Source organism: Mesorhizobium sp. M0659 (genome assembly GCF_040320605.1).
Taxonomy (GTDB): domain Bacteria; phylum Pseudomonadota; class Alphaproteobacteria; order Rhizobiales; family Rhizobiaceae; genus Mesorhizobium.
In genome coordinates this window covers 64371-90400 of the sequence record NZ_JAMYPY010000020.1, presented here as the reverse complement: position 1 = coordinate 90400, position 26030 = coordinate 64371, and the positions used below count along the sequence as shown (strand labels likewise).

At 64.2% G+C, this 26030-nt stretch carries 21 protein-coding genes; 8 read left to right on the top strand and 13 right to left on the bottom strand.

Features of this window, described 5'->3' with window-relative positions:
* Positions 1 to 7 precede the first annotated feature (7 nt).
* Entirely contained in the window at positions 8 to 1021 is a 1014-nt protein-coding gene (locus NKI31_RS25730; protein WP_156929813.1) for an endonuclease/exonuclease/phosphatase family protein, read from the top strand.
* Positions 1022 to 1046: 25 nt separating this feature from the next.
* Here NKI31_RS25730 and NKI31_RS25725 read toward each other — a convergent pair whose 3' ends face one another.
* Positions 1047 to 1646 (bottom strand): DUF922 domain-containing protein, encoded by a 600-nt coding sequence (locus tag NKI31_RS25725; protein ID WP_352652881.1) that lies wholly within the window; start codon positions 1644 to 1646, stop codon positions 1047 to 1049.
* Positions 1647 to 1788: 142 nt separating this feature from the next.
* A complete protein-coding gene (locus tag NKI31_RS25720; RefSeq protein ID WP_352652880.1) occupies positions 1789 to 3468 on the bottom strand; it encodes an electron transfer flavoprotein-ubiquinone oxidoreductase in 1680 nt (559 codons plus the stop codon).
* 302 nt (positions 3469 to 3770) lie between these two features.
* On the opposite strand from NKI31_RS25720, the gene NKI31_RS25715 reads away from it, so the two are divergent.
* The 3 genes from NKI31_RS25715 (at position 3771) to NKI31_RS25705 (ending at position 6382) form a co-directional block, all read left to right on the top strand.
* Positions 3771 to 4325, top strand: a complete 555-nt coding sequence (locus NKI31_RS25715) for a hypothetical protein (RefSeq protein ID WP_023698594.1) — start codon at positions 3771 to 3773, stop codon at positions 4323 to 4325.
* A 141-nt stretch (positions 4326 to 4466) separates the two neighbouring features.
* On the top strand, positions 4467 to 5345 hold the full coding sequence (locus NKI31_RS25710) for a uracil-DNA glycosylase (protein ID WP_023684518.1): 879 nt from the start codon (positions 4467 to 4469) through the stop codon (positions 5343 to 5345).
* A 224-nt stretch (positions 5346 to 5569) separates the two neighbouring features.
* Entirely contained in the window at positions 5570 to 6382 is an 813-nt protein-coding gene (locus tag NKI31_RS25705) for a helix-turn-helix domain-containing protein (protein WP_023698592.1), read from the top strand.
* An 18-nt stretch (positions 6383 to 6400) separates the two neighbouring features.
* Here the strand turns inward: NKI31_RS25705 and NKI31_RS25700 are convergent, their stop codons facing one another.
* Positions 6401 to 7303: a DMT family transporter gene (locus tag NKI31_RS25700; RefSeq protein WP_245263951.1), complete on the bottom strand. Its 903-nt coding sequence runs from the start codon at positions 7301 to 7303 to the stop codon at positions 6401 to 6403.
* A gap of 419 nt (positions 7304 to 7722) precedes the next feature.
* Here NKI31_RS25700 and pepN point away from each other — a divergent pair, with 419 nt between their 5' ends.
* Both pepN and NKI31_RS25690 read left to right on the top strand, forming a co-directional pair.
* A complete protein-coding gene (gene pepN / locus NKI31_RS25695) occupies positions 7723 to 10362 on the top strand; it encodes an aminopeptidase N (RefSeq protein ID WP_023709805.1) in 2640 nt (879 codons plus the stop codon).
* A 310-nt stretch (positions 10363 to 10672) separates the two neighbouring features.
* Positions 10673 to 12994 carry a PAS domain-containing sensor histidine kinase gene (locus NKI31_RS25690; protein ID WP_023702180.1) on the top strand — a complete coding sequence of 774 codons (2322 nt, stop codon included), beginning with the start codon at positions 10673 to 10675 and terminating at the stop codon, positions 12992 to 12994.
* Positions 12995 to 13098: 104 nt separating this feature from the next.
* Here the strand turns inward: NKI31_RS25690 and NKI31_RS25685 are convergent, their stop codons facing one another.
* The 5 genes from NKI31_RS25685 to NKI31_RS25665 form a co-directional block, all read right to left on the bottom strand.
* On the bottom strand, positions 13099 to 13572 hold the full coding sequence (locus NKI31_RS25685) for an EF-hand domain-containing protein (protein WP_023702181.1): 474 nt from the start codon (positions 13570 to 13572) through the stop codon (positions 13099 to 13101).
* 64 nt (positions 13573 to 13636) lie between these two features.
* Positions 13637 to 16603, bottom strand: a complete 2967-nt coding sequence (locus NKI31_RS25680) for a bifunctional [glutamine synthetase] adenylyltransferase/[glutamine synthetase]-adenylyl-L-tyrosine phosphorylase (RefSeq protein ID WP_352652879.1) — start codon at positions 16601 to 16603, stop codon at positions 13637 to 13639.
* Positions 16603 to 18078 (bottom strand): sensor histidine kinase, encoded by a 1476-nt coding sequence (locus NKI31_RS25675; protein ID WP_352652878.1) that lies wholly within the window; start codon positions 18076 to 18078, stop codon positions 16603 to 16605. The genes NKI31_RS25680 and NKI31_RS25675 overlap by 1 nt, the downstream gene beginning before the upstream one ends.
* 107 nt (positions 18079 to 18185) lie before the next feature.
* Entirely contained in the window at positions 18186 to 18860 is a 675-nt protein-coding gene (locus NKI31_RS25670) for a response regulator transcription factor (protein ID WP_023670185.1), read from the bottom strand.
* Between the two features lie 254 nt (positions 18861 to 19114).
* The gene (locus tag NKI31_RS25665) at positions 19115 to 20668 is read right to left on the bottom strand and encodes a Do family serine endopeptidase (protein ID WP_023670184.1); all 1554 of its coding nucleotides are present in this window, start codon (positions 20666 to 20668) and stop codon (positions 19115 to 19117) included.
* Positions 20669 to 20859: 191 nt separating this feature from the next.
* On the opposite strand from NKI31_RS25665, the gene NKI31_RS25660 reads away from it, so the two are divergent.
* On the top strand, positions 20860 to 21129 hold the full coding sequence (locus tag NKI31_RS25660) for a CopG family ribbon-helix-helix protein (RefSeq protein ID WP_023670183.1): 270 nt from the start codon (positions 20860 to 20862) through the stop codon (positions 21127 to 21129).
* On the top strand, positions 21126 to 21434 hold the full coding sequence (locus tag NKI31_RS25655) for a type II toxin-antitoxin system RelE/ParE family toxin (protein WP_023670182.1): 309 nt from the start codon (positions 21126 to 21128) through the stop codon (positions 21432 to 21434). The genes NKI31_RS25660 and NKI31_RS25655 overlap by 4 nt, the downstream gene beginning before the upstream one ends.
* Here the strand turns inward: NKI31_RS25655 and NKI31_RS25650 are convergent.
* The 5 genes from NKI31_RS25650 to NKI31_RS25630 form a co-directional block, all read right to left on the bottom strand.
* On the bottom strand, positions 21431 to 21895 hold the full coding sequence (locus tag NKI31_RS25650) for a cytochrome c-type biogenesis protein (RefSeq protein ID WP_352652877.1): 465 nt from the start codon (positions 21893 to 21895) through the stop codon (positions 21431 to 21433). The two genes, NKI31_RS25655 and NKI31_RS25650, sit on opposite strands and share 4 nt — an antisense overlap.
* Positions 21892 to 23883 carry a heme lyase CcmF/NrfE family subunit gene (locus NKI31_RS25645; RefSeq protein WP_023738550.1) on the bottom strand — a complete coding sequence of 664 codons (1992 nt, stop codon included), beginning with the start codon at positions 23881 to 23883 and terminating at the stop codon, positions 21892 to 21894. The genes NKI31_RS25650 and NKI31_RS25645 overlap by 4 nt, the downstream gene beginning before the upstream one ends.
* Positions 23883 to 24326, bottom strand: coding sequence for a cytochrome c maturation protein CcmE (ccmE, locus tag NKI31_RS25640; protein ID WP_023670179.1), 444 nt, complete (start codon positions 24324 to 24326; stop codon positions 23883 to 23885). Before ccmE ends, NKI31_RS25645 begins: the two co-directional genes overlap by 1 nt.
* A 3-nt stretch (positions 24327 to 24329) precedes the next feature.
* Positions 24330 to 25481 carry a c-type cytochrome biogenesis protein CcmI gene (gene ccmI, locus NKI31_RS25635; protein WP_352652876.1) on the bottom strand — a complete coding sequence of 384 codons (1152 nt, stop codon included), beginning with the start codon at positions 25479 to 25481 and terminating at the stop codon, positions 24330 to 24332.
* A gap of 85 nt (positions 25482 to 25566) precedes the next feature.
* Positions 25567 to 26010 carry an RT0821/Lpp0805 family surface protein gene (locus tag NKI31_RS25630; RefSeq protein ID WP_023687241.1) on the bottom strand — a complete coding sequence of 148 codons (444 nt, stop codon included), beginning with the start codon at positions 26008 to 26010 and terminating at the stop codon, positions 25567 to 25569.
* Between the last annotated feature and the right edge of the window lie 20 nt (positions 26011 to 26030).

Sequence of the window (26030 nt, the reverse complement as noted above, 5' to 3'; positions counted from 1 at the left end):
GCGAAAGATGATGGCTTCAATGGCGTTCCTGGCAATGCTCGGCCTCTCGGCCGCGCTTGTAGCCGGGTTCTTTGGCGCACTGCATCCGGCCTTCGATTCCTTCGCCCATTTCCGCATCCATTTTGCCGTGCTGATGGGGCTGATTGCGCTGCCGCTGCTCGCCACCTCGTTTCGCCTGCAGGCGGGCGTGGGCCTGCTGCTGGCCGTGGCCGCCTTCGCCAGCACGTTGAGCACCTTGCCGCGCCTGTGGCCGGTGCGGGCCGCCAATGACGCCGCGCCCGGCAACGAACCGGTCTACCGGCTGCTGCAGATGAACCTGCGTTTCAACAATCCGACACCCAAGAAGGTTCTTTCGCTGATCGGCAGGACCAACCCAGACGTGATCACGCTCGACGAAGTATCGGCCATGTGGGCGACCGAACTCAGCTATATCCAGAACGCCTATCCCTATCGCATCCTGTGCGCCCATCCCGACGGCGTGTGGGGCGTGGCGCTTTTGTCCCGGCGACCCTTTGCGGCCGGCACCGAGCCGCATTGCGAACCGCGCGGCGCGATGGCGGCCGCCACCGTCGATTTCGGCGGCACTCCGGTCGATGTCGCGGCGATCCATTTGAGCTGGCCGTGGCCGAAGGAACAATACTGGCAGATCGGCGAGTTGACCGAGACGCTCACCTCGCTCGGCGAGACGGCGATCATGGCCGGCGACTGCAATGCCGTGCCGTGGAGCGCCGCGGTACGGCGCGTTGCCTCGCTCGGCGGACTGACCGTGATGCCGTCGGCCGGACCGACCTGGATCCACCGGACCCTGCCCGATTTCCTGCGGCGCTATGCGGGCCTGCCGATCGACCAGGTGTTTTCGAAGGGCGGGGTGACCATCCTGTCGTCGACGCAGATGGAAGAGACCGGCTCCGACCATCTGCCGGTGATGGTGGAATTTTCATTGATGCGCGACGAGACCAAGCCGGTCGACGAGGATTCTACCGCGACTGTGTCGCTGATCCAGCCCAGCATGGGCGGCTAGATCGTACGCCACGGGGCTTACGGTTTCACAAGCCTACCAAGGCCTCGATGATGCGCTCGACATGGCCGCCTTCACTGTGCTCGCGCGCGTCGAACGCGATCTGTTTTGCCTCATAGAGCTTGGAAGTGGCTTGCAAGCGCCGCGTGGCTTCGACGCGCGTTTTGTTGCATTGCGGATCGTTGGCAAATTTCAGGCCGCGAACCGACCGCTCGGCAGCCTGCATCATCTGCCCGGCGATACGGCCATGGGTTCCTTCATGAGCGAGAACGCCTGTGAAAAACCGGTTCCAGCGTTTGCGCAGCGCCGGCGTGACGGCCGAGGCGACGCGCGGGTAGGTGTAGGCGATGTTGAGCGTTCCATTGGCCTGGCGCAGGCGGCAGACGCCGTTGACCTGACCCACGTCCAGGCTCCAGTCGGCGGTGTAGCTTGTCTGCGCGATGGCGTGGGTCATGAAACCGTGCTTGGGGCCCCTGCGGTTCATGGCGATAACCAGACCGGCACCTGTCGCGCCGGTGATGTCATAGGTTCGCGTCTTGACGACGGTTTTCACCCCCGCCGACGCCGTCCCGACGACGCCGCAGGCCGCGCTTACGACGGCGACGCAAAACAAGACCAACACGCGCATGCCATTTTCCCCATGGACGCGGCAATGAGACCACAAGCAGACGACGGTTTCAACAATCTTTGGCGCCGAGCGCCTTACATGCCTTGGTAAACCCGGCCATCGCCGCCATTTTTGCTGTTGAGGCGGCCCCGGTCGGTGAGGCTCACATGCCCTGATAGACCGGGCCTTCGCCGCCTTGTGGCGGCACCCAGTTGATGTTCTGGTTGGGATCCTTGATGTCGCAGGTCTTGCAGTGCACGCAGTTCTGCGCATTGATGACGAAGCGCACATCCTTGGCAGACGGATCGGCGGCGGCGTTGCCGTCCTTGTCGACCCATTCGTAAACACCGGCCGGGCAATAGCGGGTCGAGGGCCCGGCAAAGACATCATGCTCGGAACGCTTCTGCAACTCCATGTCGCCGACGATGAGATGCACCGGCTCGTTTTCCTCGTGATTGGTGTTGGACAGGAACACCGAGGACAGGCGGTCGAAGGTCAGCACGCCGTCCGCTTTGGGATAGGCGATCTTCTTGTGCTTGGCCGCGGGCTCAAGCGTGGCATAATCGGCCTTGCCATGTTTCAGCGTGCCGAAGGGCGAGAAGCCGAACAGCGTGTTCAGCCACATGTCGAGACCACCGAGGCCGACGCCGATAATGGTGCCGAAGCGCGACCAGAGCGGCTTGACGTTGCGGACCTTCTTCAAATCCTTGCCGATATCGGTCGCGCGCCAGGCGTCCTCATAAGACGACAGTTCGTCATTGGCGCGGCCGGAGCCGATCGCTTGCGCGACATGCTCGGCCGCCAGCATGCCGGACAGCACCGCATTGTGCGAACCCTTGATGCGCGGCACGTTGACGAAGCCCGCCGCACACCCCATCAGCGCGCCGCCGGGGAAGGAGAGTTTCGGCACCGACTGCCAGCCGCCTTCGGTAATGGCGCGCGCGCCATAGCCGATGCGCTTGGCGCCCTCGAAGGTGCGCGATATCGCCGGATGCGTCTTGAACCGTTGGAATTCCTCGAAGGGCGACAGCCAGGGGTTCTTGTAGTTGAGATGCAGGACGAAGCCGACCGCGACCTGGTTATCCTCGAGGTGGTAGAGGAAGGAGCCGCCGCCTGTCTTCAGGTCGAGCGGCCAGCCGAAGGAGTGCTGCACCAGGCCCGGCCGGTGGTTCTCGGGCTTGACCTGCCACAGCTCCTTGAGGCCGATGCCGTATTTGCCGGGCTCACGCCCGTCGGACAGTTTGTATTTTGCGATCAGCTGCTTGGACAGCGAACCGCGCGCGCCCTCGCCGATCAGCACGTATTTGCCCATCAGCGCCATGCCCGGCGCAAAGCCCGGGCCATGTGTGCCGTCTTTTTCGACGCCCATGTCGCCGGTGACGACGCCCGTGACGGCGCCGGCATCGTTGTAGACGAGGCTGACGGCAGCAAAGCCCGGATAGATTTCGACGCCTAGCGCTTCAGCCTTGGTTGCCAGCCAGCGGCAGACATTGCCGAGCGAGACGATGTAGTTGCCGTGATTGTTCATCAGCGGCGGCATCAGTATATTGGGCAGACGGAACGAGCCGGCGGGGCTGAGCACCAGGAAATCGTCGGCCGTAACCGGCGTCTTGAAGGGATGGCCATCTTCCTCGCGCCAGCCCGGCAACAGGCGGTCGATGCCTATTGGATCGACGACGGCGCCTGACAGAATGTGTGCACCAACCTCGCCGCCCTTTTCCAACACCACGACGGAAAGCTCGGGATTGACCTGCTTGAGACGGATCGCTGCGGCAAGGCCCGCCGGGCCGGCCCCGACGATGACCACGTCGAATTCCATGCTCTCGCGTTCGATCTCGCTCATCAACCCCTCCGCACTGGCCAACCGTTTCCGGCATTTTGCTGGCTCCTGCGCTGCATAGCGCATCAATCCGCGACAGGAAACCGGCGCTGACGTGACAATGCCGATTTCGACAAAAAGTCGCGGATGACAACTCTGCCGCAAGCGTTTTGCGCGCGGCCGCGCTCAGCGTCCCATATTTTAATTGTTCGACGGCTCTCTTATCGGCCATACTTATTTCCATGCGCACGCCGTCCGGCTATTCATTGACGCGCTTCCCCCTTCCGCCCGGCCGGACGTGCCGAGCGATCCTTCTCGCCCTTTCAATGCTTACGCCGGTTCGCGCTCAGGCCGAGCCGGTGAAGGTGTGGGCGACCGGCGCCTATTCCTTTTCCGACGAGCTTGGCGGTTTCCACATCACCGGCGCCTCGGGCACCGGCACCAAGGAAGATCCGTTGGTCATCTCCGAGGAGCTGAATTCGTCGACGCCGGTGACGCTCACCATCCGCACCACCAAACCGATCCAGCCGTTCAGCACCAACGGCGAATTCGCCAACGGCATCCTGTACATGCGTATCGAGGTGCTCAACAACAGCGGCCAGGCCTGGGTCGAATTCCAGTTCGAGCTGCAGGAGATACTCAACCAGCCGAGCGTGTTCGGCGACGGCCTGTCCTTCGACCAGCGCAACAAGACGCCCGACAACATCCTGTCGAGCGCGTACGCCGATTTCGACCGCGATTTCGAACCCTATGACCGGCTCTTGTTCAAGAGTGGACAGATCGACCCGCTGAAGAGGGGACGCTTCGAGTTTCTGATCACCGACTACACGCCGCGCTGGACGTTCTATCTGGTGCAGGATCCGCGGATACCGACGGGGTAAGCGGCAGACGCCGTGAAAATCGCCACGAAATGCCCTTCGTGATTGGCGAAAGCCGACGAGCGCGTAATCTCCCTCCTTAAGGGGGAGATTACTAACCGCCCAACCTTGCAAATCGTCTCTCGGCGGACGAATGTGCCCGGCATGACTGCCGCCTCCCCCAACAACCGATCCGACCTGGCCGAGTTGCTCGCCTTCTACGCCTCTGCCGGTGTCGACGAAGCGTTGGAGGACGCGCCGGTGAACCGGTTTGCCGGGGCAGCACCGAAGCGCCCCGAGCGCACAACGGCGCCTGCCGCGCCGCCTCGCGAAAACAAGTTTCCGGAACAAGCCGCCGCCAGCCCCGGGCTGGACGCAAGCCGGGTGCCGGACGCGCCGGCGCGTTCCGTTCCGGCCATGGCGACGGTGCCCGACGAGGCACAGGCGGCCCTGGCCCGGCAAATGGCGGCAAGTGCCTCGACGCTCGACGAACTGCGCCAGCACATGGCGTCGTTCGATGGCTGCAACCTCAAATTCACCGCCAAGAACCTGGTCTTTGCCGACGGCAATCCGGAAGGTTTGGTGATGTTGGTCGGCGAGGCGCCCGGCCGCGACGAGGATATTGAGGGCCTGCCCTTCGTCGGCCGCTCGGGCCGGCTGCTCGACCGCATGCTGGCTGCGATCGGGCTTGACCGGACTTCGGTCTATATCGCCAACGTCATTCCCTGGCGGCCACCCGGCAACCGCACGCCGACGCCGCACGAGACCGAAATCTGCCGTCCCTTCATCGAGCGGCAGATAGAGCTGGTCAATCCGAAGGTGCTGGTCAATCTCGGTGGCCCATCAGCCAAAACCTTGCTCAACACGACCGAGGGCATCCTGCGCCTGCGCGGCAATTGGCGCGTCCACACCACGGCTTCCGGTGTCGCCATTCCGGCGATGCCGACGCTGCATCCGGCCTATCTCTTGCGGACCCCTGCGCACAAGAAGCTGGCCTGGCGGGATTTTCTCGAGGTGAAGGCGAAGTTGCGGGAGGTGGGGTGAAGCGCGCCTCTTCCTTCCACCCTTGTGGGGGAAGGTGGATCGGCGCGCAGCGCCGAGACGGATGAGGGGTGTTCCAGCGGAGTGAGACGTTGGCGTTCCCTGGAACACCCCTCATCCGACCGAGCTTCGCTCGGCCACCTTCTCCCACAGGGGGAGAAGGGAGAACCGCGCCAATGACCTCCCAGGTAATTGAAATACGCCTCTCCCCGGCCTACTCATCCCCCATGACAACAGCCCAAACCTCCGCCGGCAGCCTGATCCGCGAATGGCGCACGCGCCGGCGCATGAGCCAGCTTGATCTCGCAATGGAGGCTGAGATTTCCCAGCGTCATCTCTCCTTCGTCGAAAGCGGCCGCACCGCGCCCTCGCGCGAGATGGTGCTGCATCTGGCCGAGCAGCTTGAGATTCCGCTGCGGCAGCGTAATCAGCTGTTGCTGGCTGCCGGCTTTGCCCCGAGCTTCAGCGAGCGGCCACTCACAGATACGACGCTGGCGCCGGCGCTTGCCGCGGTCGAGAGCGTGCTCAAAGGGCATGAGCCGTTCCCCGCCCTCGCCGTCGACCGGCACTGGAACCTGATATCCGCCAATGCCGCCATCGGCCCGTTTCTGGCCGATGTTGCCGAGCCGTCGCTGCTCCAGCCGCCGGTCAATGTGCTGCGCCTCAGCCTGCACCCGAACGGCATCGCACCGCGCATCGTCAATCTCGCGGAATGGCGGGCGCATCTGCTGGAGCGGCTGAAACACCAGAACGATGCCGCCGGCGATCCCGTCCTGGTCGAGCTGGAGCGCGAATTGCGAACCTATCCGTCCGGGCTCAAGGGTGCGCGGCCGGTGCCGGTCGAGCCCAACGGCATCGTCCATCCGCTGCGGCTGGCGCATGGCGACCAGGTGCTGTCCTTCATCAGCACCATCACCGTCTTCGGCACGCCGCTTGACGTGACGCTGTCGGAACTGGCGATCGAGTCTTTCTTCCCGGCCGACGAGCAGACGCGAGCGGTGCTGGTGCGGCTGGCGAAGGAACGTGCGGAAGCTAGCTGAGCAACCCCGCGGACCTCCTCACCCCTGTGGTGGCGCTGCCTTGCGCGTTCGGGTGCGTTCCAGGCCGAGTTGGCGCTCGCGCCAGATGATGAAGATGCCGGCGGCAACGACGATCACACCGCCGACGAGCGTGTTGATGGTGGCAATATCGCCAAAGGCGAAATAGCCGACGACGACGCCGAGGATCATCGAGGTGTATTCGAACGGCGCCACCACCGAAGCTTCGGCATGGCGGTACGCCGCCGTCATCAAAATCTGCGCCAGCCCGCCACAGAACCCTGCTGCGACCAGCAGACCGGCCTGCAGCGGCGTCAGCGCCTGCCAGCCGAAGGGCAGCGTAAGCAGCGCCATGACACTCGCCGTCGCCGAGAACCACAACACGATGGTCGCTGTTCGTTCAGTCTGGACAAGATTGCGCACGAGCAGGATGGCATTGGCGGAGATTGCTGCAGAAACAAGAGCAGCGATGACGCCCAGCACCTCCTGGTCGCCGAGCGCGACGCCCGACGTGAGCAGCGTCAGCTCCGGCCAGGAGATGATCAGCACGCCGACCAGACCGACCGCAACCGCGCTCCAGCGATAGACGCGAATGGCTTCGCCGAGGAATAGCGAGGAGAACACCACCACCAGCAAAGGCTGGGCATAGTTCAGCGTGATCGCCTCAGGCAGCGGCAGCCGGGTCAGCGCAAAGAAGCCGAGCCCCATGGCGCAAACGCCGACGACACCGCGCGCAATGTGGTTCAGCGGGCGTTTGGTGGCGAACGCCGTACCGAGTTTTCTCTTGAAGGCCAGGAAGGCGATGATCGGGAAGATGGCGAAGAAGGAGCGGAAGAAGACGATCTGGCCGGCCGGCAAAGTGCCGGCGGCCTTGATGCAGGTTTGCATGCCGACAAAGACCGCCACCGACATGACCTTGAGCATGATCCCGGTGAGAACATTAGAGCGCCGCGCGTCGTCTTCGACGCGCAAAGGACGCTCTGACACTTTAAATCTGCGCATCGTGCTTTCCAAAAATCGACATCGATTATTGGGCCGATGCGCGCCGGGATGATCGGACAGTTTCCCGCCCGCTTCGTCTCCAGGCCCGGCTTTCACTGTTTTGTTGCTTCCCGGATCTCCGCTGAGATGCGCGTCGAACGACGCGGTACACAGGCGCCCATTCCGAACTTCGATGTGACGACGGTCATCAAGGCCTCACGATAATGGCGGAAGGGGAACGCCCCGAATAGGCATTGGCGCAGTTTTGTCGAGTGACCGTTTCGTGTAAAGAGCGCGCAACTTTAGATTTAATGGGCCATGACACGTCAGCGGCTCCGATAGCGACAGGGAAACCCAAGGGAATGCGAACCGATACCGGCCAGGTCTTCAAGCTCGAAGACTACCGCCCCAACGACTTTTCCATCCCGCAAACCGGCCTCACCTTCCGCCTTTCGCCAGACGCAACGCGTGTCACCGCAGTGCTGACGATCGAACGCCGCGATGGCGCCGCCGCCTGGACGTCGCTGGTGCTGGACGGCGACGGCCTGGTGCTCAAGCGCATTGCCATCGACGGTCGCGAGCTTGCCCCGGCCGAGTATCTCGCCACGCCGGACCAGCTGACCATTTTGAGGCCGCCGCCCCGTTTCCAGCTGCTGCTCGAGACCGAGATCGCGCCGGCCAGCAATGAGGCGCTGATGGGCCTCTACCGCTCCAGCAATGTCTATTGCACGCAATGCGAGGCCGAGGGCTTTCGCCGCATCAGCTATTTCCTCGACCGCCCCGACATCCTGTCGGTCTATACCGTGCGTATCGAGGCGAGGCTGGACGAAGCGCCGCTGTTGCTTTCCAACGGCAATCCGGTCGAAAGCGGCGCGCTTGCCGACGGCTGGCACTTTGCAGTCTGGGACGACCCCTTCCCCAAGCCGTCCTATCTGTTTGCGCTCGTGGCCGGCAATCTCGGCAAGGTTGCGGACAGTTTCGTCACCATGTCCGGGCGCGAGGTCGAACTCGGCATCTATGTCGAGCCAGGCAAGGAGGGGCTTGCCGGCTACGCCATGGATGCGCTGAAGCGCTCGATGCAATGGGACGAGCAGGCCTTCGGCCGCGAATACGACCTCGACGTCTTCAACATCGTCGCCGTTTCCGACTTCAACATGGGGGCCATGGAGAACAAGGGCCTCAATATCTTCAACGACAAATATGTGCTGGCCGACCGGGAAACCGCCACCGATGCCGATTTCGCCAATATCGAGGCGATCATCGCGCATGAGTATTTCCACAACTGGACCGGCAACAGGATCACCTGCCGCGATTGGTTCCAGCTCTGCCTGAAAGAAGGGCTGACGGTTTTTCGCGACCACGAATTCTCCGCCGACCAGCGCTCGCGCGCGGTCAAGCGCATCGCCGAAGTGCGCACGCTCAGGGCACACCAGTTCCCCGAGGACCAGGGACCGCTGGCGCATCCGGTGCGGCCGCGCCGCTACCGCGAGATCAACAATTTCTACACGGCGACCGTCTACGAAAAAGGCTCGGAAGTCGTGCGCATGATCCGCACCATTCTCGGACCTGACACGTTCCGCGCCGGAATGGATCTCTATTTCGAGCGCCATGACGGCGAAGCAGCGACGATCGAGGATTTCCTCAAAGTGTTCGAGGACGCCTCCGGGCGCGATCTGTCGCAATTCGCGCTCTGGTACCACCAGGCGGGCACGCCGAACCTGACCGTCAGTTCGACGCACAATCCGGCCACGCGCGAGTTCACGCTCGAGATCGAGCAGTCGGTGCCGCCGACGCCGTCGGAAAGCCGCAAGCGGCTGATGCACATCCCGCTCGCCTTCGGGCTGGTCGGCGCCGGCGGCGAACCGGTTGCCTATGGCGGCGTCGAGGGCGCCGCCGTCGAGGACGGTGTCATCCATATTCGCAAGCGCCGTCACATGGTGCGCTTCTCAGGCGTTGCCGAGCGGCCGGCGGTGTCGCTCAATCGCGGCTTTTCGGCGCCGATCACGCTTTCGGTCGAGCAGAAGGCCGACGACCAGTTCTTCCTCGCCGGCCATGACAGCGATGCCTTTGCGCGCTGGCAGGCGTTCAACACGCTTTTGACCGATGCGCTGATAGCGGCCTTCCGCCAGATCCTCGGCGGCGCAAAGCCGGCCTTCACCGCCAGGCTGACCGGACTTGCCGGCAAGATCGCCGGCGACGAGACGCTGGAACCCGCTTACCGGGCACTGGCGCTTTCGCTTCCGGGCGAGGCCGACATTGCTCGCGACATCGGCAGGAATATCGACCCCGACGCCATCTTCGCCGCCCGCGAGGCGCTGGCGCTGGCAATCGCGCGCGCCAATCAGCAAACGTTCACCGACCTATACGGCCGCCTCGCCGACGACGGGCCGTTCAGCCCCGACGCGGCAAGTGCGGGACGCCGCGCGCTGCGCAACATCCTGCTCGACTACCTCTCGCTGCTGCCGAAAGGGGCTGCGCTCGCCGCCCGGCATTTCGAGGTCGCGACGAACATGACCGACCGCGCCGCAGCGCTGACCGTCCTTGCGCACCGCCATGACGGTTCGCCGGAGGCGATCAAGGCGCTGGCCGATTTCGAGGCCCGTTATGGCGCCGATCCGCTGGTCATGGACAAATGGTTCCAGATCCAGGCCAGCGTGCCGGGACCCCGGACAGTCGACACGGTACGCGAGCTGACTGGTCACGCAGCTTTCTCGATGGCCAATCCGAACCGGGTGCGCTCGCTGGTCGGCACATTCGCCAGCGCCAACCAGACCGGCTTCCACCGCGCCGATGGCGAAGGCTACCGGTTTTTTACCCAGACCGTACTCGAGGTTGAAAAACGCAATCCGCAAGTGGCGGCCAGGCTGGCGACAGCGCTGCGCTCGTGGCGCTCGCTGGAGCCGGGCAGGCAAGCCAAGGCCAGGGAAGCGCTGCTGGCCATCGCCGGTGCCGAGAACCTGTCGGCGGATTTGCGGGACATTGTGGAGCGAACGCTGGCCTGATCCCTCCCCCTTGAGGGGACGGTGGACAGCCGCCGAAGGCGGATGGACGGGTGGGGTCGTTGCGGCAGTGCGCGACCTCGACCAACTTCGACCGTGATTGAGAGAGTCGAGCGCTTCGCCGAGGACCCCACCCGGCCCTTCGGGCCACCCTCCCCTCAAGGGGAGGGATTTCAGCGTTATTTCAATGAATTTTTAATGTTTTTCGGCCGCGCCTCTGGACAAGGCGAATCACCTTTGATTCTTTACAGACGATTCGGATGTGCGGTGTTGCCGAATCGTCAAGCGTACGGAAATTCGGGGAGTGCCATTTATGGCCAAGGCGGACGCGTGGGGCGCGCCCGAAGGGACGGCTTTTGAGCGGCGCAAGGCGCGAGGCGACGGCCTCGCCGGCAATACGCGGCTCATCGCTGAACCAGCCTACCGGCGGCTCCTGGCTGCCGAACCCCTTCTGCGCCGTTCGATACCGGCTCTCATCATCATCTTCCTGATCGTCATCGCCGCACTGCGCGTGCTGTCGCTGATGAACGAGCGCGACGAGGCCGAGCGCGACGGCAAGGCGGTGCTAGGTCTCGCCGCCGGCCAGATGGCGAACGCAATCTCGGCCGACCCGACCGCGGCATCCAGCGGTGCAATTGATCTTCTGGAAAGCACGAGCCGCCAGGGCGCCATGGGCAGAAGCCATGTGCTTGTGATCACCGACAGCGCCTTCAAGATCATTGCCGTGTCGCCGCTGTCGACCGGCTGGCAAGGGCGATCGCTGGACAGCCTGGTGCTGGACGGCCAGCCGCTGTTCATGTTCGGCGACCGCGCCGGGGTCATGGATGTCAGCATCGGCGGCCAGGACTGGTACGCGGCGGTGAGCCTGACCCGGGACCGCAAGTACGCCGCCGCCGTGCTGGTGCCGCAGGAAGCGGCGTTCGACAACTGGCGCAAGACCGTCTCGCTCAACGTCACGCTGTTTGTGCTGACAGCCGGCGTGCTGATCATCATCCTCTACGCCTATTTCGGCCAGGCATCGCGCGCCCAGACAGCCGACCGCATCTATCTCGAAGCCCATCAGCGCATCGACATGGCGCTGGTTCGCGGTCGCTGCGGCCTGTGGGACTGGGACATGGTGCGCGGCAAGATGTACTGGTCGCGCTCGATGTACGACATGCTGGGCTACGAGCCCTGCAACTCGATGCTGTCGTTCGGCGAGGTCGACGACATCATCCACCCCGAGGACGGCGACCTGTTCGAGCTGGCCAACAAAATCGTCGAGCGCGAGATCGACCATATCGACCAGGTGTTCCGGATGCGTCACGCCGACGGCCAGTGGGTGTGGATGCGCGCCAGGGCCCAGGTGATCGACCCGGAAGCGCCTGAGATCCAGCTGATCGGCATTGCCGTCGACGTCACCGAGCAGCGGCATCTGGCGCTGCGCTCGGAGGCGGCCGACCTGCGCCTGCGGACCGCGATCGAAAACATCAACGAATCCTTCGTGCTGTGGGATGCCGCCCAGCGCCTGATCATGTGCAATTCCAAATACCAGAAGGACAACGGCCTGTCGGACCGCGACGTCATGCCGGGCGCTGCGCGCGCCGTGCTTGAAGAGCGCATGCTGGCCTTCGCCTCTGAACGGCGGCTGGCCAACACCAACGGGCCGCAAGGGGGCGCAACCTTCGAGCGGCAGCTCTCCGACGGCCGCTGGCTGCAGGTCAACGAACTGAGGACCCGGGACGGCGGCACGGTCTCCGTCGGCTCCGACATCACCCAGATCAAGCTGCACCAGGAAAAGCTGGTCGACAGCGAGCGCCGGCTGATGGCGACCATCCACGACCTCAGCCTCGCCCGCCGGGCCGAGGAAGAGCGCGCCAAGGAACTGGTCGAGCTCAACCGCGAATATATGAAGGAAACCGAGCGCGCCGAGGCCGCCAATCGGGCCAAATCCGAATTCCTAGCCAACATGTCGCACGAGCTGCGCACGCCGCTCAACGCCATCATCGGGTTCTCCGAACTGATGGAACAAGGCCTGTTCGGGCCGCTCGGTTCGCCGCGCTACGAGGAATATGCCAACGACATCAACGGCAGCGGCAAATATCTGCTCGGCGTCATCAACGACATACTCGATATGTCGAAGATCGAAGCCGGCCAATTCTCGGTGGACCGCGAGGAAATCGATCTCTGCCCGCTGATCCGCGAGACGGTGCGGGTGATCTCGCTGCAGGCGGCGGAGAAATCGATCACGGTCGAAACCCGCATCGCCGATACGATGACGCTGTTCGCCGACCGCCGGGCGATCAAGCAGATCGCCATCAATCTGCTGTCGAATGCGGTGAAGTTCACCGGTCAGGGCGGCCATATCTCGGTGCGCGCCCGCAACACGTCAGGCGCGCTGGTGCTGACCATCGAGGACAATGGCTGCGGCATTCCGAAGGAGGCACTGAGCAAGCTTGGCCGCCCCTTCGAACAGGTGCAGAACCAGTTTTCGAAGAACCACGCCGGCTCCGGCCTCGGCCTTGCCATCTCGCGCTCGCTGGCCGAGCTGCAGGGCGGCGCGCTGAAAATCCGCTCGACCGAAGGCGTCGGCACGATCGTGTCGGTGCGCATTCCGGTGAAGAAGCCGGCGCTGGCGGTGAAGGCGGCGGCCTGACGGCCCGCCAATGCGAGCGGTGCTCTCCGCCGCGTTCAAGGACTGAGTAGCCCCGGTCATGTAAGGGCTCCGGCGGCTTTCGCCGCCGGAGACATATCGCCATTTCACTCCATGCTGTCGTCGCCGCCGTCCCATTGGTGGTGGCGGCCCATGCGGCCTTTCTTTGGCAGTTCGTTGCGCTCGATCTTGCCGTCATTGTTGCGGTCGAGCATGGCGAACACCTTCTTCTCGCGCCCGGTGATGTCGTCCGTGGTCAGCGTGCCGTCGCCCTTGCTGTCGTAGCGGGCAACTATGCGCTTGGCCATTTCCTCGAACCGCGCCTTCTCCAGCGCGTCAGCGAGCTGGGCGACTGTCAGCTTGCCGCCATTATCGGCGACCAGCTTCTTCAGCCGCGCGTTCATGGCGTCGGAAAACTGGTCGAAGCTGATGGTGCCGTTGGAATCCTTCATCGCCTTGTCGAGGCGCATCATCGCGCCCTCGCGCATTCTGGCGCTGGCATTGTTCTCGGCATAGGCGGTGGTGCCAACGGCGCCGGCAAGCGCGACAAAGGCAAGGGCAAGTCCGGTTGTCTTTCTCATGGGTATCTCCTGTTGCATCGTCACCCCCGATGCGATCCGAAACAGCCGCCAACGCTTCACGCCCTCACGACCGTTTCGTACGAAGCAAAAGGTTGAAATCCTTTCTGACCTTTTGCGACGTTTCCTTGAGATGTGCTTCCAGCACACCGAAATCCGGCAGGTCAGTCACCGCCAGAAGCAGATCCGACAATCCCGGCGGAACGTCATCCCGTTCGAATGCACCGGTGAGGCAAAGCCGCGTCATCTGGGTCAGCGCCAGATAGAGTTGGTAGGCTTCGCAAAGCTGCTGCCTGACGTCAGCATCGGCAAAATCCGGCGACAGATGCGCCAGGATTTCGCCGGTCGCGGTCACCCTGCGGCCGGCTTCGACCTGCCCGGTTATAACCGCCACCTGCGCGATGAATTCGAGGTCGATGAGGCCGCCGGAGATGAGCTTGATGTCCCAGAGATCGCGCGGCGATTTTTCCTTCTCGATCAGCGCGCGCATCTCGGATGCCTCCGCCCTCACCTTGGCGGCGTCGCGCGGCAAGGCCAGAAGTGCCGCCACCTCGGCCTCGACCTCGGCGCAAAGGGCCGCGTCGCCGCCGATGGCGCGCCCCCGGGCCAGCGCCATGTGCTCCCAGGTCCAGGCCTCCTGGCGCTGGTATTTCTTGAAGGCATCGATGTGGGTGGCCACCGGCCCCTTGTTGCCGGATGGCCGCAAGCGCAGGTCGAGCTCGTAGAGAACGCCTTCGGCGGTCGGCGCCGAGACAGCCGCGATCAGCCGCTGCGTCATCCTGGTATAGTAGTGCGATGGTGCGAGCGGCTTGTCGCCGTCGGACTCGTCGGCATTCGCGTCGTGGTCGTAGAGCAGGATGAGGTCGACATCGGAGCCGGCGGTGAGCTCGCGGCTGCCGAGTTTGCCCATGCCGAGCAGCGACACGGTGCCGCCGGCGATGCGGCCATGACGCAGCGCGAATTCGGTGGTCACCGCCTGCAATGCGGCGTCGATGGTGAGGTCGGCGAGATCGGAAAAGGCGCGGCCGGCGCGCGCCGGGTCGATCGAGCCGGCGAGCAGCCTGACACCGATCAGGAATTTCTGCTCGGAGGCAAAGATGCGCAAACGGTCGAGCACGTCCTCATAAGCCCGGTCGCCTTCGATGAAAGCGGCCAACCGCGCTGAGAGATAGGCTCGGTTGGGCAGTTCGGCGAGCAGCGCCGGGTCGAGCAGACCGTCGAAGACATGCGGGCGCCTTGTGATGATTGCCGCCAGCCGAGGCGCGGCGCCCATGATCGTCGCCATTAGTTTCAGCAGGGCGGGATTCGACTGCAGCAGCGAAAACAGCTGGATGCCGGCGGGCAGGCCGGCGAGGAATTCGTCGAAGCGAACCAGCGCCTCGTCGGCCCGGCGCGTCTGGCCGAAGGCTTTGAGCAGCGCCGGCGTCAGTTCGGTCAGCCGCTCGCGCGCTTCCGCCGACTGGGTGACGCGGTAGCGGCCGAAATGCCAGCCTCGAATCACCCGGCAGATGTCGCTTGGCCGCTGGAAGCCAAGGCCGTGCAAGGTCTGCAGCGTGTCGGGATCGTCGACATCGCCGGTGAAGACCAGATTGCCGACGCCTGCCGATAATTCAGGCGCGGTCTCGAACAGCGCGGCGTAATGGCGCTCGACCTCATGCAAAGCCGCGCGAAAGGTTTCGGCAAATCTGGCGGCATCGGCAAAGCCCAGCAGATGGGCGATGCGTTCCAGCCCCTCATCATCGTCGGGCAGAATATGCGTCTGCTCGTCGGCGACCATCTGGATGGCGTGTTCGACGCGGCGCAGAAACCAATATTGCTGCGTGAGCGCGTCGCGTGCATCGGCGGTGATCCAGTTGCGCGCGGCCAGCGCACCCAGCATCGGCACCGTCTCGCGGCCGCGCAGCTCCGGAAAACGGCCGCCGGCGATCAGCTGCTGGGTCTGGACGAAGAACTCGATTTCGCGAATGCCGCCGCGGCCGAGCTTCACGTTGTGTCCTTTGACCGCGATCTCGCCATGACCCTTGTGGGCATGGATCTGGCGCTTGATCGAATGAACGTCGGCGATCGCCGCATAGTCCATGTATTTGCGCCAGACATAAGGCTGCAATTCCCGCAGGAACGCATCCCCGGCATCGAGATCGCCGGCCACGGGACGCGCCTTGATCATGGCGGCGCGCTCCCAGTTCTGGCCGCGCGCCTCATAGTAGCGAAGTGCTGCCTCGACCGGGATCGCCAGCGGCGTCGAGCCTGGATCGGGGCGAAGCCTCAAATCGGTGCGGAAGACATAGCCGTGCCCGGTGCGGTCCTGCAGGATGCGGACCAGCCTGCGGGTCAGGCGCGCAAACAGCTCTGTGGCGTCGAGCGGATCGACGATTGCCGGCGCATCCGGATCGAAGAAGACGACGAGGTCGATGTCGGAGGAGAAATTCAGTTCATGCGCGCCAAGCTTGCCCATGCCGAGCACGATCCAGCCGGATTGCTGTGACGGATTTTCGGGATCGGCCAATTTGAGCTTGCCTTGGCTGTGCGCCTCGCGCAGCAGGAAGTCGACCGCCGCGCAGGTGCAGGCATCGGCGAGATTGCTGAGGCGCCTTACCGTCAGCGCGGCATCGGCCTCGCCGGAGAGGTCTGCAAGTGCGATCAGGAAGTGAGCTTCACCCTTCCACTGCCTGAGTTCCATCATCAGGCTGGATTCGGAAACGGTCTCGGAAAAGGCGACCTTGCCGATCGCTTCGGCGATGGCGAGCAGCCGAGCCTCGACACTGCCATCGAACAGCGCGTCGAGGATTTGCGGCCGGCGGCGCGCGACATCGCGGAGGAAGGGCGAGAGGTCGAAGACGGCAGCGAGAAACTCCTGTGCGGCGCCCTTGCCCCCTAGGAATTTCGCCAGCCGCGGCAGGTTCTCGTCCTTGGCATCGCCAGCGATCTCCGACAGTTCACGCCGGGCGCGGGCCTCATCCAGCGGCGCGAGCTGCGCCGCCAGTTGCACGCGCCATTCGGTCTCGATCCGTTTCGCAGCCATCCTCACCGCCATCAATGGTCCTCCCGCGCCGGGAAGCTCATGATAACGGACAATCCGGGATTGGCAGGCAGAAGTTCAAGCCGGCCATTGTGAAAAGTCATGATCGCCTTGGCGAGGCTGAGGCCAAGACCGGATCCCGGCTGCGAGCGGCTCTTTTCCAGCCGCACGAAGCGCTCGGTCGCCCTGGCGCGGTCGGCATCGTCGGGGATGCCATGGCCATTGTCGGAAACGGAAAGGCGGATTTCGTGACCGACGCGCTGCAGGGCTACGCGCACGGCAGGCTTTTCCGTCGCATCGGTCGAGTATTTGATGGCGTTGTCGACGATGTTCGACAGTGCCTGGCCGATCAGCTCGCGGTTGCCATCGACGGAAAAACTCCCGTCCGCTGCAGTTTCAAGCACCACGCCAGCCTCCTCCGCCACCGGCTCATAAAGCTCGACAACGTCATGCACCGCGGCGGCGAGATCGACCTTGCTGGTGCTCTCCGAGGAATAGCCGGCCTCCAGCCTGGAGATCATCAGGATGGCGTTGAAGGTTTTTATCAGCTGGTCGGATTCGGCGATGGTGCCTTCCAGCGCCTGCCGGTAGTCGGTGGTCTTGTGCTTGCCCGAAAGTGTCGCCTCGGCGCGGTTGCGCAGTCTGGTCAGCGGCGTCTTCAAATCATGGGCGATGTTGTCGGAGACCTGCTTCAGCCCTTCGTTGAGCGTCGCTATCCTGGCCAGCATGGTGTTGAGGTTTTCCGACAGGCGGTCGAACTCATCGCCGGCGCCGGTCACCGGCAGCCGTCCCGTGAGATCGCCGCCCATGATGCGGCGGCTTGCCTCCGAGACGCTGTCGATGCGCTTCAGCGCGGCGCGGCCGACAAGGAACCAGATCAGCAGCCCGCCCAGGCCCATCATGCCCAGCGCCAGCATCAGGGCGCGGCGGACGACGGCGCGGAAGCGCTCGGGCTCGCCGAGATCGCGGCCGACCAGCATGATCATCTGGTTGGGCAGCCGCAGCACCAGCGCGATGGCGTTGTGGCCCTTCTCGCCCTCGGACTGAATTTCGGTCTCGCCGGGCTGCGCGCCATTCGGGTCAGAAGCCTGGTTGCGCTGCCGTTCGAGCTCACCTTCGCCGAAACGGCGATAGGAGAAGGGTTCGGTCGTCCAGCCATCGGTCTCGAGCACCCCCGGTGCCAGGCTCTGCACGTTGCCGGTGAGGATCTGGCCGTTGACATCGGCAATGAGATAGAGGTTGGCGCCGGGCTGGCGCGAGCGCTGCTCGACGACGCGCACCAGCCGCGGCAGGCCGCCGCTCTGATAGGCACGGGCAAGGCCGAGCACCTCGTCATTGATGGTCTGCTGGGTCTGGCCGGTCAGCATGCGGGCCGACAACGACGTCATGTAGAAGACCAGCAACACGGCACATAGCGCGAAAAGCAGGAAATAAAGCGCTGAAAGCCGCGCCGCCGTCGTCCTCATGATGGCCGGCAGGGAAAGGGCCATCGAGTTCTAGCTCATGATGAGATTTGGCTGAAATCTCATCATGACCTACCCCTTTGTTGGAGCATGATCTTCTCCAAAAACCGGTACCTACTTTTTGGGATCATGCTCTAGCCGCTCTTCAGCATATAGCCGGCGCCGCGAACCGTATGGAGGATCGGCTTGTCGAAACCCTTCTCGATCTTGCCACGCAGGCGCGAGACGTGAACGTCGATGACGTTGGTCTGCGGATCGAAATGATAGTCCCAGACATTTTCGAGCAGCATGGTGCGCGTCACCACCTGGCCGGCATGGCGCATCAGATATTCGAGCAGGCGGAATTCGCGCGGCTGCAGCGTGATCTCGCGCGCCGCGCGCTTGACCGAATGGGACAGCCGGTCAAGCTCGAGATCGCCGACCCGGTAGACGGTTTCGGCCTCCCTGGCGCTGGCGCGGCGGTTCAGCACCTCGACGCGGGCGAGCAATTCGGAAAAGGCATAGGGCTTGGTCAGATAGTCGTCCCCGCCGGCGCGCAGACCGGTAACGCGGTCATCGACTTCGCCCAGCGCCGACAGGATCAGCACCGGCGTGGTGTTGCCGCGCGAGCGCAGGCCGGCAATGACGGAGAGCCCGTCGCGGCGTGGCATCATGCGGTCGACGACCATCACGTCATAGTCGCCGGCATCGGCCAGCGCAAAGCCGGTTTCGCCGTCGCCGGCGACATGGGCGGTGTGCCCAGCCTCGGCAAAGGCCTTCTGCATATAGTCGGCCGCCTCGCGATCGTCTTCTATGACGAGAATCTTCATTGAGCCGTTATACGCGATTTCGCCGGAAGATTGAGGGGCGGCCATGAGCGCAAAAGCTTTCGTTCAAGCATGTCGTTATGCCAAAACCGCCGTGCACTTTTGGGCGACATGCTTCGATGTTAGAGCGGCAGCGGGCGATGGGGGCCCGCTGCCGCCGGGGGCAGAACACGATGACTGACTAACGCGTTCGGCCCCTTGCTTCCCGTGCGGCGGCTCGGGGGTGTTGAAACCGCCGCACTGGAAACTGTGTGATGTCAGCCTTTGGCGACTGGCAGCGCGACGAAGCGGTTTGAATCGTCGCGGGTGATCTGCATCAGCACCGCCTTGCGGCCGGACTTGACCGCATCGGCCATCGCCTTGGCGACGTCTTCGGTGCCGTTCACCTCCGTCGAATTGACCGAGGTGATGACATCGCCGGGCTGGATGCCGCGGTCGGCGGCATCGCTGTCGGGATCGACATCGGTCACCACCAGGCCCTTGCCGTTTTCCGACTTGGTGACGGTGAGGCCGAGATCGGCCAGCGCGGCGGGCTTTGCCGGTGCCGCGGGCTGCTGCGGGTCGGCCGAGGCCTGCTTGTCAGTGGATGGCAGCGTGCCGAGATCGACCTTGATGGTCTGGCTCTTGCCGTCGCGCCACACCGTGACGTCGACCGACTTGCCGGGTGGGTAGGCGCCGATCAGACGAGCCAGTTCCTTCGGCGATGCGACGTCCTTGCCTTCGACCTGGGTGATCACGTCACCGGCGGTGATGCCGGCCTTCTTGCCGGGGCCACCGTCCTGGGCGCCCGAAACCAGAGCCCCGTTCTGCGACTTCAGGCCCAGCGATTCGGCGATGTCCGATGTAACCGGCTGGATTTCGACGCCGAGCCAGCCACGCTGCACCGAGCCGCTCTTCATCAGATCCTGCACCACCTGCTTGGCGGTCGAGGCCGGAATGTCGAAGGCGATGCCGACGCTTCCGCCCGACGGCGAGAAGATCGCGGTGTTGATGCCGACGACCTGGCCGTTGAGGTTGAAGGTCGGGCCGCCCGAATTGCCGCGGTTGACCGAGGCGTCGATCTGGATGAAGTCGTCGTAGGGACCGGCGCCGATATCACGGCCACGGGCCGAGACGATGCCCGCGGTGACGGTGCCGCCGAGGCCGAACGGATTGCCGACGGCCACCACCCAGTCGCCGACGCGAACCTTGGAATCGTCGGCGAAATCGACATAGGTGAACTTGCCGACGCCATCGACCTTGAGCACCGCCAGATCGGTGCGCGGATCGGTGCCGATCAGCTTGGCGTCAAGCTCCTTGCCGTCATTCATTACCACTGTGAAGGCGGAGCCTTCCTCGACGACATGGTTGTTGGTGACGAGATAACCGTCATCGGAGATGAAGAAGCCCGAACCCTGGGCTACCGGACGCGGCTGGTCGTTGTTATGGTCGCGGTGGCTGAAGCGACGATTGCCGCCGCCCTGGCCGTTCTGATCGCCAAAGCCCCGGAATTGCTTGAAGAACTGGCGCAGCTGCGGATTGTCGGGCAGGTTGTTCATGCCGTCCGGATCGTCGGACTGGTCGGAGCCGTCATCGGCGGCAGGCTCGATCTTGGCCTTGACCTTGACGCTGACCACGGCCGGCGAAACGCGCTCGACGACGTCGGCAAAGCCCGGTACCTGCGGCGCTTCGACCCGCACGGCATCGGCCAGAACGGGAGCTGTACCAGTGGCAACGGCGCCGAAACCGATGCCGCCGGCAATGGCCAGCGAAGCGGCGGCGGCCAACAGGCGCTTGCGGGTCCGGGAATATGGGTTGGGGGCGATAGTCATGGGTCTCATATCCTCTTTTCACTGGATGCGGCTCAGGCAGAGCATCCTCGGACAAGAGAAATAGAGAGGCGCACATTACCGCGCCATTTCCGAAGCATGAAAGTTTTGTAATGTTGGGCGGACGCACAAATCGCTTGGTTGCGCTCGCCTGCTGCGCTATGGTGTACACAACTCAGCACAAGGCTTTCACAATGACAGCAAGCACCACCATGACCATTCGAGTCTCGTCCGAGACCAAGCTGAAGCTGGAGCAGATCGCTACCGATACCAGGCGTAGTAAATCATTCCTCGCCGCCGAGGCGGTCTCAGCCTATGTCGATCGCGAGCTGGATATCATCGAAGGCATAAAACGTGGCATGGCCGACGCAGAGGCTGGCCGCGTCGTGCCCCACGACGACGCCATGGCGGAGGTCGACGCGGTGATCGAAGCAGCGAAAGCCAGGCGCGCAGGCAAGGCGTGAAGCGGTTCGTCACCTGGTCGCGAGAGGCGCTGGACGATCTCACGCAGCAAGTTGCCTTTATCGCTCAGGACAATCCTGCCGCCGCCCGACGCCTCGCGGACCGTATCCGTGAAATGGGCCGGGGCCTTGGTGATATGGCGACGGGCCGACCTGGCCGGGTAACAGGCACTTATGAGAAGCCCATCGGCCGCCTGCCCTACATCATTGCCTATGAATTGCGCCTGATCGCCGGCCGTCAGAGCATTGTTATCCTGCGCGCCATCCACACGTCGCGGGACTGGCCTTTGGAGGAATGGCCGAGCTAGTCGCTCAGCATCTTGTCCAGCGCCGCCTGTTCCTCGGCGCTCAGCGCCTTGGTTGCCAACGAGCGGCGGGAGCGTGTGGTCAGCACAATGAAAATGCCGCCGGCCAGAAGCAGAAGCACCGGCGTGCCCCAAAGCAAGGCGTTGCGCGGGCTGAAGCGCGGCTTCAACAGCACGAACTCGCCGTAGCGCGACACGATATAGTCCATCACCTGCTGGTCGGTATCGCCGGCAACCAGGCGCTGGCGCACCAGGATGCGCAGGTCGCGGGCGAGGTCTGCATCGGATTCGTCGATGGACTGGTTCTGGCAGACCATGCAGCGCAGGCCTTCCGACAGTAGCCGCGCCCTCGCCTCGAGCGCCGGATCGGTGAGAACCTCGTCCGGTTTCACCGCTTGCGCCGCGCCGGCAAACAGCAGCGCCAGAAGCAGGGTGAGCGAGGCCAACGAGAACCTGGTGCTCACGGCGCGCCTGCCGACGGCATGGAGGCTGCCTGCTTGCGGCGGCGCGAGGGTGCGCCAACCCGCAGGCGCCGGTCGAGCAGCGACATTGCGGCTCCCGCCATCATCACCAGAGCTCCGCCCCAGATCAGCGTCACCAGCGGCTTCCACCACAGGCGCACCACGACCGACCCATCGGTGCCCTCATCGCCCAGCGACAGATAGAGTTGGCTGAAGCCGATCGTCTCGATGCCGGATTCGGTCGTCGTCGTCTGCCGCACCGGAAAGAAGCGCTTGGCCGAGGTGATCTCGGCTGAAACGCCGCCACCGGCGCCGATCACGGAAAAGCGGCCGCGCTGCTCGCTGTAATTCGGACCCTGCGCCGGGAAGAGGCCGTCGAAACGCAGCGTGTGGCCGGAGAGTTCGACGCTCTCGCCGGCATGCATCGACAGTATCCTTTCGGTGCCGAAGCACAGCGTGCCGACAATGCCGAGCGTCGTCAGCCCGAGGCCGAGATGGGCAAGTGCAGTGCCGAACACCGAACGCGGCAGGCCGGCGAAACGGCGCAGCATGATGGCGGGCGACACATTGCCAAAGCCGGACTTGACGGCGAGGTCGGTGAGCGCGCCGCAGACCAGCCAGCAGGCGAGGCCGACACCAAGGGCGGCGAACACCGACGCGCCGTCGATAAACAGCCCCGTGACCAGCATCGCCAGGAGAGCGGCGCCGAAAGCCGCCATCAGGCGCTGAGCGACGGCATAGAGGTCGCCGCGCTTCCAGGCTAGCAGCGGCCCGAACGGAACCACGACCAGCAGCGGCACCATCAGCGGGCCGAATGTCAGGTTGAAGAAGGGGGCGCCGACCGAGATCTTGCCGGCCGAAAGCGCCTCGACCGCGAGCGGATAGAGCGTGCCGACCAGCACGGTGGCGGTGGCCGTGGTCAGGAACAGATTGTTGAGGACAAGCGCGCCTTCGCGCGAGATCGGGTGGAACAGGCCGCCGGCCGTCAGCCGCGAGGCGCGCAGCGCAAACAGGGCCAGCGAGCCGCCGATGAACAGCGTCAAAATGCACAGGATGAAGATGCCGCGGGTCGGATCGGTGGCGAAAGCATGCACCGAGGTCAGCACGCCGGAGCGCACCAGGAAGGTGCCGAGCAGCGACAGCGAGAAGGTGAGGATGGCAAGCAGCAGCGTCCAGATCTTGAGCGCCGAACGCTTCTCCATGACGATCGCCGAATGCAGAAGAGCCGTGCCGGCCAGCCACGGCATAAAGGAGGCGTTTTCGACCGGATCCCAGAACCAGAAGCCGCCCCAGCCGAGCTCGTAATAGGCCCAGTAGGAGCCCATCGCGATGCCGCCGGTGAGGAACATCCAGGCGACCAGCGTCCACGGCCGCACCCAGCGCGCCCAGGAGGCATCGATGCGGCCTTCGATGAGGGCGGCGACCGAGAAGGAAAAGCAGATAGAGAACCCGACATAGCCGAGATAGAGCAGCGGCGGATGGATGGCGAGGCCAAGATCCTGCAGGACCGGGTTGAGATCGCGGCCCTCGATCGGCGCCGGATTGAGCCGGGTGAACGGATTGGATGTCGCCAGGATGAACAGGAAGAAGGTGGCGCCGATAGCCCCCTGCACGGCCAGCACATTGGCGCGCAGCGTCGCCGGAAGGTTGGAGCCGAAGACGGCGACCAGCGCACCGAAGAAGGTCAGGATCAGCACCCAGAGCAGCATCGAGCCTTCGTGATTGCCCCAGGTTCCGGTGATCTTGTAGATCAGCGGCTGCAGCGAATGCGAGTTTTCCCACACGCTCGCCACCGAGAAATCGGAACTTGCATAGGCGCCGGCGAGTGCTGCGAACGATAGCGCCGTGAGCGCGAAGCCTGTGACCGTGACGGGACCGCCGACAGCCATCAGCCTCTGGTTGCCGGTACGGGCGCCGATCAGCGGCACCAGCGTCTGCACCAGCGACAGCACAAAGGCGAGGACGAGCGCGAAGTGTCCGGTCTCAACCATTACTGGCTCTTGCTCTCTTGCCACACGCCCTTGGCCTTCAGCCCGTCAGCGACTTCCTTGGGCATGTAGCGCTCGTCATGCTTGGCCAGCACGCTGTCGGCGACGAAAACGCCGTCGGCGCCAAAGCTGCCTTCGGTGATGACGCCCTGCTCCTCGCGGAACAGATCGGGCAGGATGCCGGTATAGCTGACCTTGACCGATTTGTGCGTGTCGGTGACCGAGAACGCAACCGTCGCGCCCTGCCCGCGCACGACCGTGCCCTTTTCGACGAGGCCGCCGAGCCTGATGCGCTGTCCCGGCTGCAAGCTGGCGGTGGTCAGATCGGCGGGCATATAGAAATAGGAGGCCTTCTGGCCCAACGCATAGAAGGTCAGCCCGGTGGCGGCGCCGAGGAAGGCAAGACCTCCGACAATCACCGACAATCGCTTCTGCTTGCGCGTCATGTCCTACTCCGTCGCCGTCAGGCCGAGCGAGGCGGCAAAGGCGGTGAATTTCTTCGCTTCCTCACTGTCGGCGCCAAACACGGCAATACCGCGATGCAGCGCGTCGCGCGCCTGGTCGGCCTTGCCCAGCACAACATAGGAACGAATGAGCCGCATCCATCCTTCCGTGTCGCGCGGATTTTGCCGCAATTTTTCGTCGAGGCCGGCGACCATGGTTTCGATCATGGCCTGCCTGTCCCGCGGCGCCATCGAGGCGGCATCGACGGCTGCGGCGTCGGGGCCTTTGGCGGGCTCTCCTGACGCGACGCTGCGGTTGGCGGCCTCGGCCAGTGCCTGTTGGACAGCTCCGCGCCATGGCGAATCCTGCGGCAGGGAATCGAGCATTTTCTGCCAAGCCGTGGTTGCCTCGGGTATGCGGCCTTCCTGGGCCAGCGCCATCGCCAAATAGAACGAGGCTTTCGCGTTTCCCGGGTCGAGTTTTAGCGCCTGTTCGAAAGCGTATTGCGCATCGGCCGAAACGATGCCGCCGGCCGCATTGGCGATCGCTTCGCCGAGACCGGCCTCGCGGGCAGCCGTGTCGCCATCGAGGCGGATGGCATTGCGATAGGCGGTCACGGCATCGGGAAAGCGCTGCAGGCGCAGATAGATCGGGGCGAGCACGTCCCAGCCGCGTCCATCGCCAGGGTTGGCGGCAAGATGGGCCTCGGCGCGCGCCACCAACTCGTCGACCGAACTATCGGCCGGATTCTTGGCCAGCCGTTCGGCAAGCGGCTGCGACGGCAGATCCGGCGAGCCGAGCTGGCTGTAAAGGCCCCAGCTGAGCAGAGGGACCGCCAGTACCGCAGCCGTTGCCACCAGCCTTGCCGCCTTTGACGGCTGCCGCGTGCCAGGCGCATCGGCTTGACCGACATTGGCTTGACCAACATCTCCCAGGCGAAGGATGCGGCGGGCGATTTCGGCGCGCGCCTCCTCGGCTTCCGCCGGCTGGATCAGCCCGCGCGCGGCGTCACGCTCAAGCTCGGCCAGTTGGTCGCGATAAACTTCGAGGTCGTGGTCGCTGCTGGTCGGAGCGTCCTTGCCGCCACTGGTCAGCGGCAGCAGCACCGTCAGGCTTGCGCCTAGCGTGAGGATTGCGGCTATGACCCAGAACAGCATGGTTCTTCCAATAGAGCGAGAGCCCTGCTCTCACAACATGAGGGTGCTGCGACGCTTTGACGGGATTCCGACCCCGGCCCAATGTTCAGGTCAGCGGCGTCCAGCTGCCGTCGGCGTTGCGGCATGCGGTGCCCCGCGCGGTCTGGCCGGCCGTGCCGGTAAACACCGTATGGGTGTACTGGCGGCAATCCTGCGAGCCGACGCGGTAGGGCTGGGCCGCGACGACTTCGCCGGAATGAGCCGAACTGTCGCTCTTCCAGGTCACCTTCTGGCCGCTCGCCGTATATTCGAGCGCCTTGTACTCCGCCTCGAGCGCCTTGCGCTTCTCGGTGCTGTTCAGGCCGCTGCCGATCGATCCGCCGACGAGCCCGCCGGCCATGGCCGAGATGATCGTCGTCGCGACTTTGGCCCCTGAAGGAGGCGACGCGGGCGGGTTGGTGATGGAGATATCCGGGCCACTGCCCTTGCCCAGCGTTCCGCAGCCGGAAAGAGCGAGCAGTGCGGAAACGAGCGCAACGCGAATCTTCATGCCAACAACCGGTTTTCTTG

Bases quoted from the DNA above. Each gene is read 5' to 3' on its own strand.
- NKI31_RS25665 (WP_023670184.1), bottom strand. From the start codon at position 20,668: ATGACTATCGCCCCCAACCCATATTCCCGGACCCGCAAGCGCCTGTTG.
- ccmI (WP_352652876.1), bottom strand. From the start codon at position 25,481: ATGCTGTTCTGGGTCATAGCCGCAATCCTCACGCTAGGCGCAAGCCTG.
- NKI31_RS25730 (WP_156929813.1), top strand. From the start codon at position 8: ATGATGGCTTCAATGGCGTTCCTGGCAATGCTCGGCCTCTCGGCCGCG.
- NKI31_RS25705 (WP_023698592.1), top strand. From the start codon at position 5,570: ATGACAACAGCCCAAACCTCCGCCGGCAGCCTGATCCGCGAATGGCGC.
- NKI31_RS25725 (WP_352652881.1), bottom strand. From the start codon at position 1,646: ATGCGCGTGTTGGTCTTGTTTTGCGTCGCCGTCGTAAGCGCGGCCTGC.
- NKI31_RS25685 (WP_023702181.1), bottom strand. From the start codon at position 13,572: ATGAGAAAGACAACCGGACTTGCCCTTGCCTTTGTCGCGCTTGCCGGC.
- ccmE (WP_023670179.1), bottom strand. From the start codon at position 24,326: ATGACGCGCAAGCAGAAGCGATTGTCGGTGATTGTCGGAGGTCTTGCC.
- NKI31_RS25710 (WP_023684518.1), top strand. From the start codon at position 4,467: ATGACTGCCGCCTCCCCCAACAACCGATCCGACCTGGCCGAGTTGCTC.
- NKI31_RS25690 (WP_023702180.1), top strand. From the start codon at position 10,673: ATGGCCAAGGCGGACGCGTGGGGCGCGCCCGAAGGGACGGCTTTTGAG.
- NKI31_RS25630 (WP_023687241.1), bottom strand. From the start codon at position 26,010: ATGAAGATTCGCGTTGCGCTCGTTTCCGCACTGCTCGCTCTTTCCGGC.
- NKI31_RS25645 (WP_023738550.1), bottom strand. From the start codon at position 23,883: ATGGTTGAGACCGGACACTTCGCGCTCGTCCTCGCCTTTGTGCTGTCG.
- NKI31_RS25720 (WP_352652880.1), bottom strand. From the start codon at position 3,468: ATGAGCGAGATCGAACGCGAGAGCATGGAATTCGACGTGGTCATCGTC.
- NKI31_RS25675 (WP_352652878.1), bottom strand. From the start codon at position 18,078: ATGGCCCTTTCCCTGCCGGCCATCATGAGGACGACGGCGGCGCGGCTT.
- NKI31_RS25680 (WP_352652879.1), bottom strand. From the start codon at position 16,603: ATGGCGGTGAGGATGGCTGCGAAACGGATCGAGACCGAATGGCGCGTG.
- NKI31_RS25715 (WP_023698594.1), top strand. From the start codon at position 3,771: ATGCTTACGCCGGTTCGCGCTCAGGCCGAGCCGGTGAAGGTGTGGGCG.
- NKI31_RS25700 (WP_245263951.1), bottom strand. From the start codon at position 7,303: ATGCTCAAGGTCATGTCGGTGGCGGTCTTTGTCGGCATGCAAACCTGC.
- NKI31_RS25660 (WP_023670183.1), top strand. From the start codon at position 20,860: ATGACAGCAAGCACCACCATGACCATTCGAGTCTCGTCCGAGACCAAG.
- NKI31_RS25670 (WP_023670185.1), bottom strand. From the start codon at position 18,860: ATGAAGATTCTCGTCATAGAAGACGATCGCGAGGCGGCCGACTATATG.
- pepN (WP_023709805.1), top strand. From the start codon at position 7,723: ATGCGAACCGATACCGGCCAGGTCTTCAAGCTCGAAGACTACCGCCCC.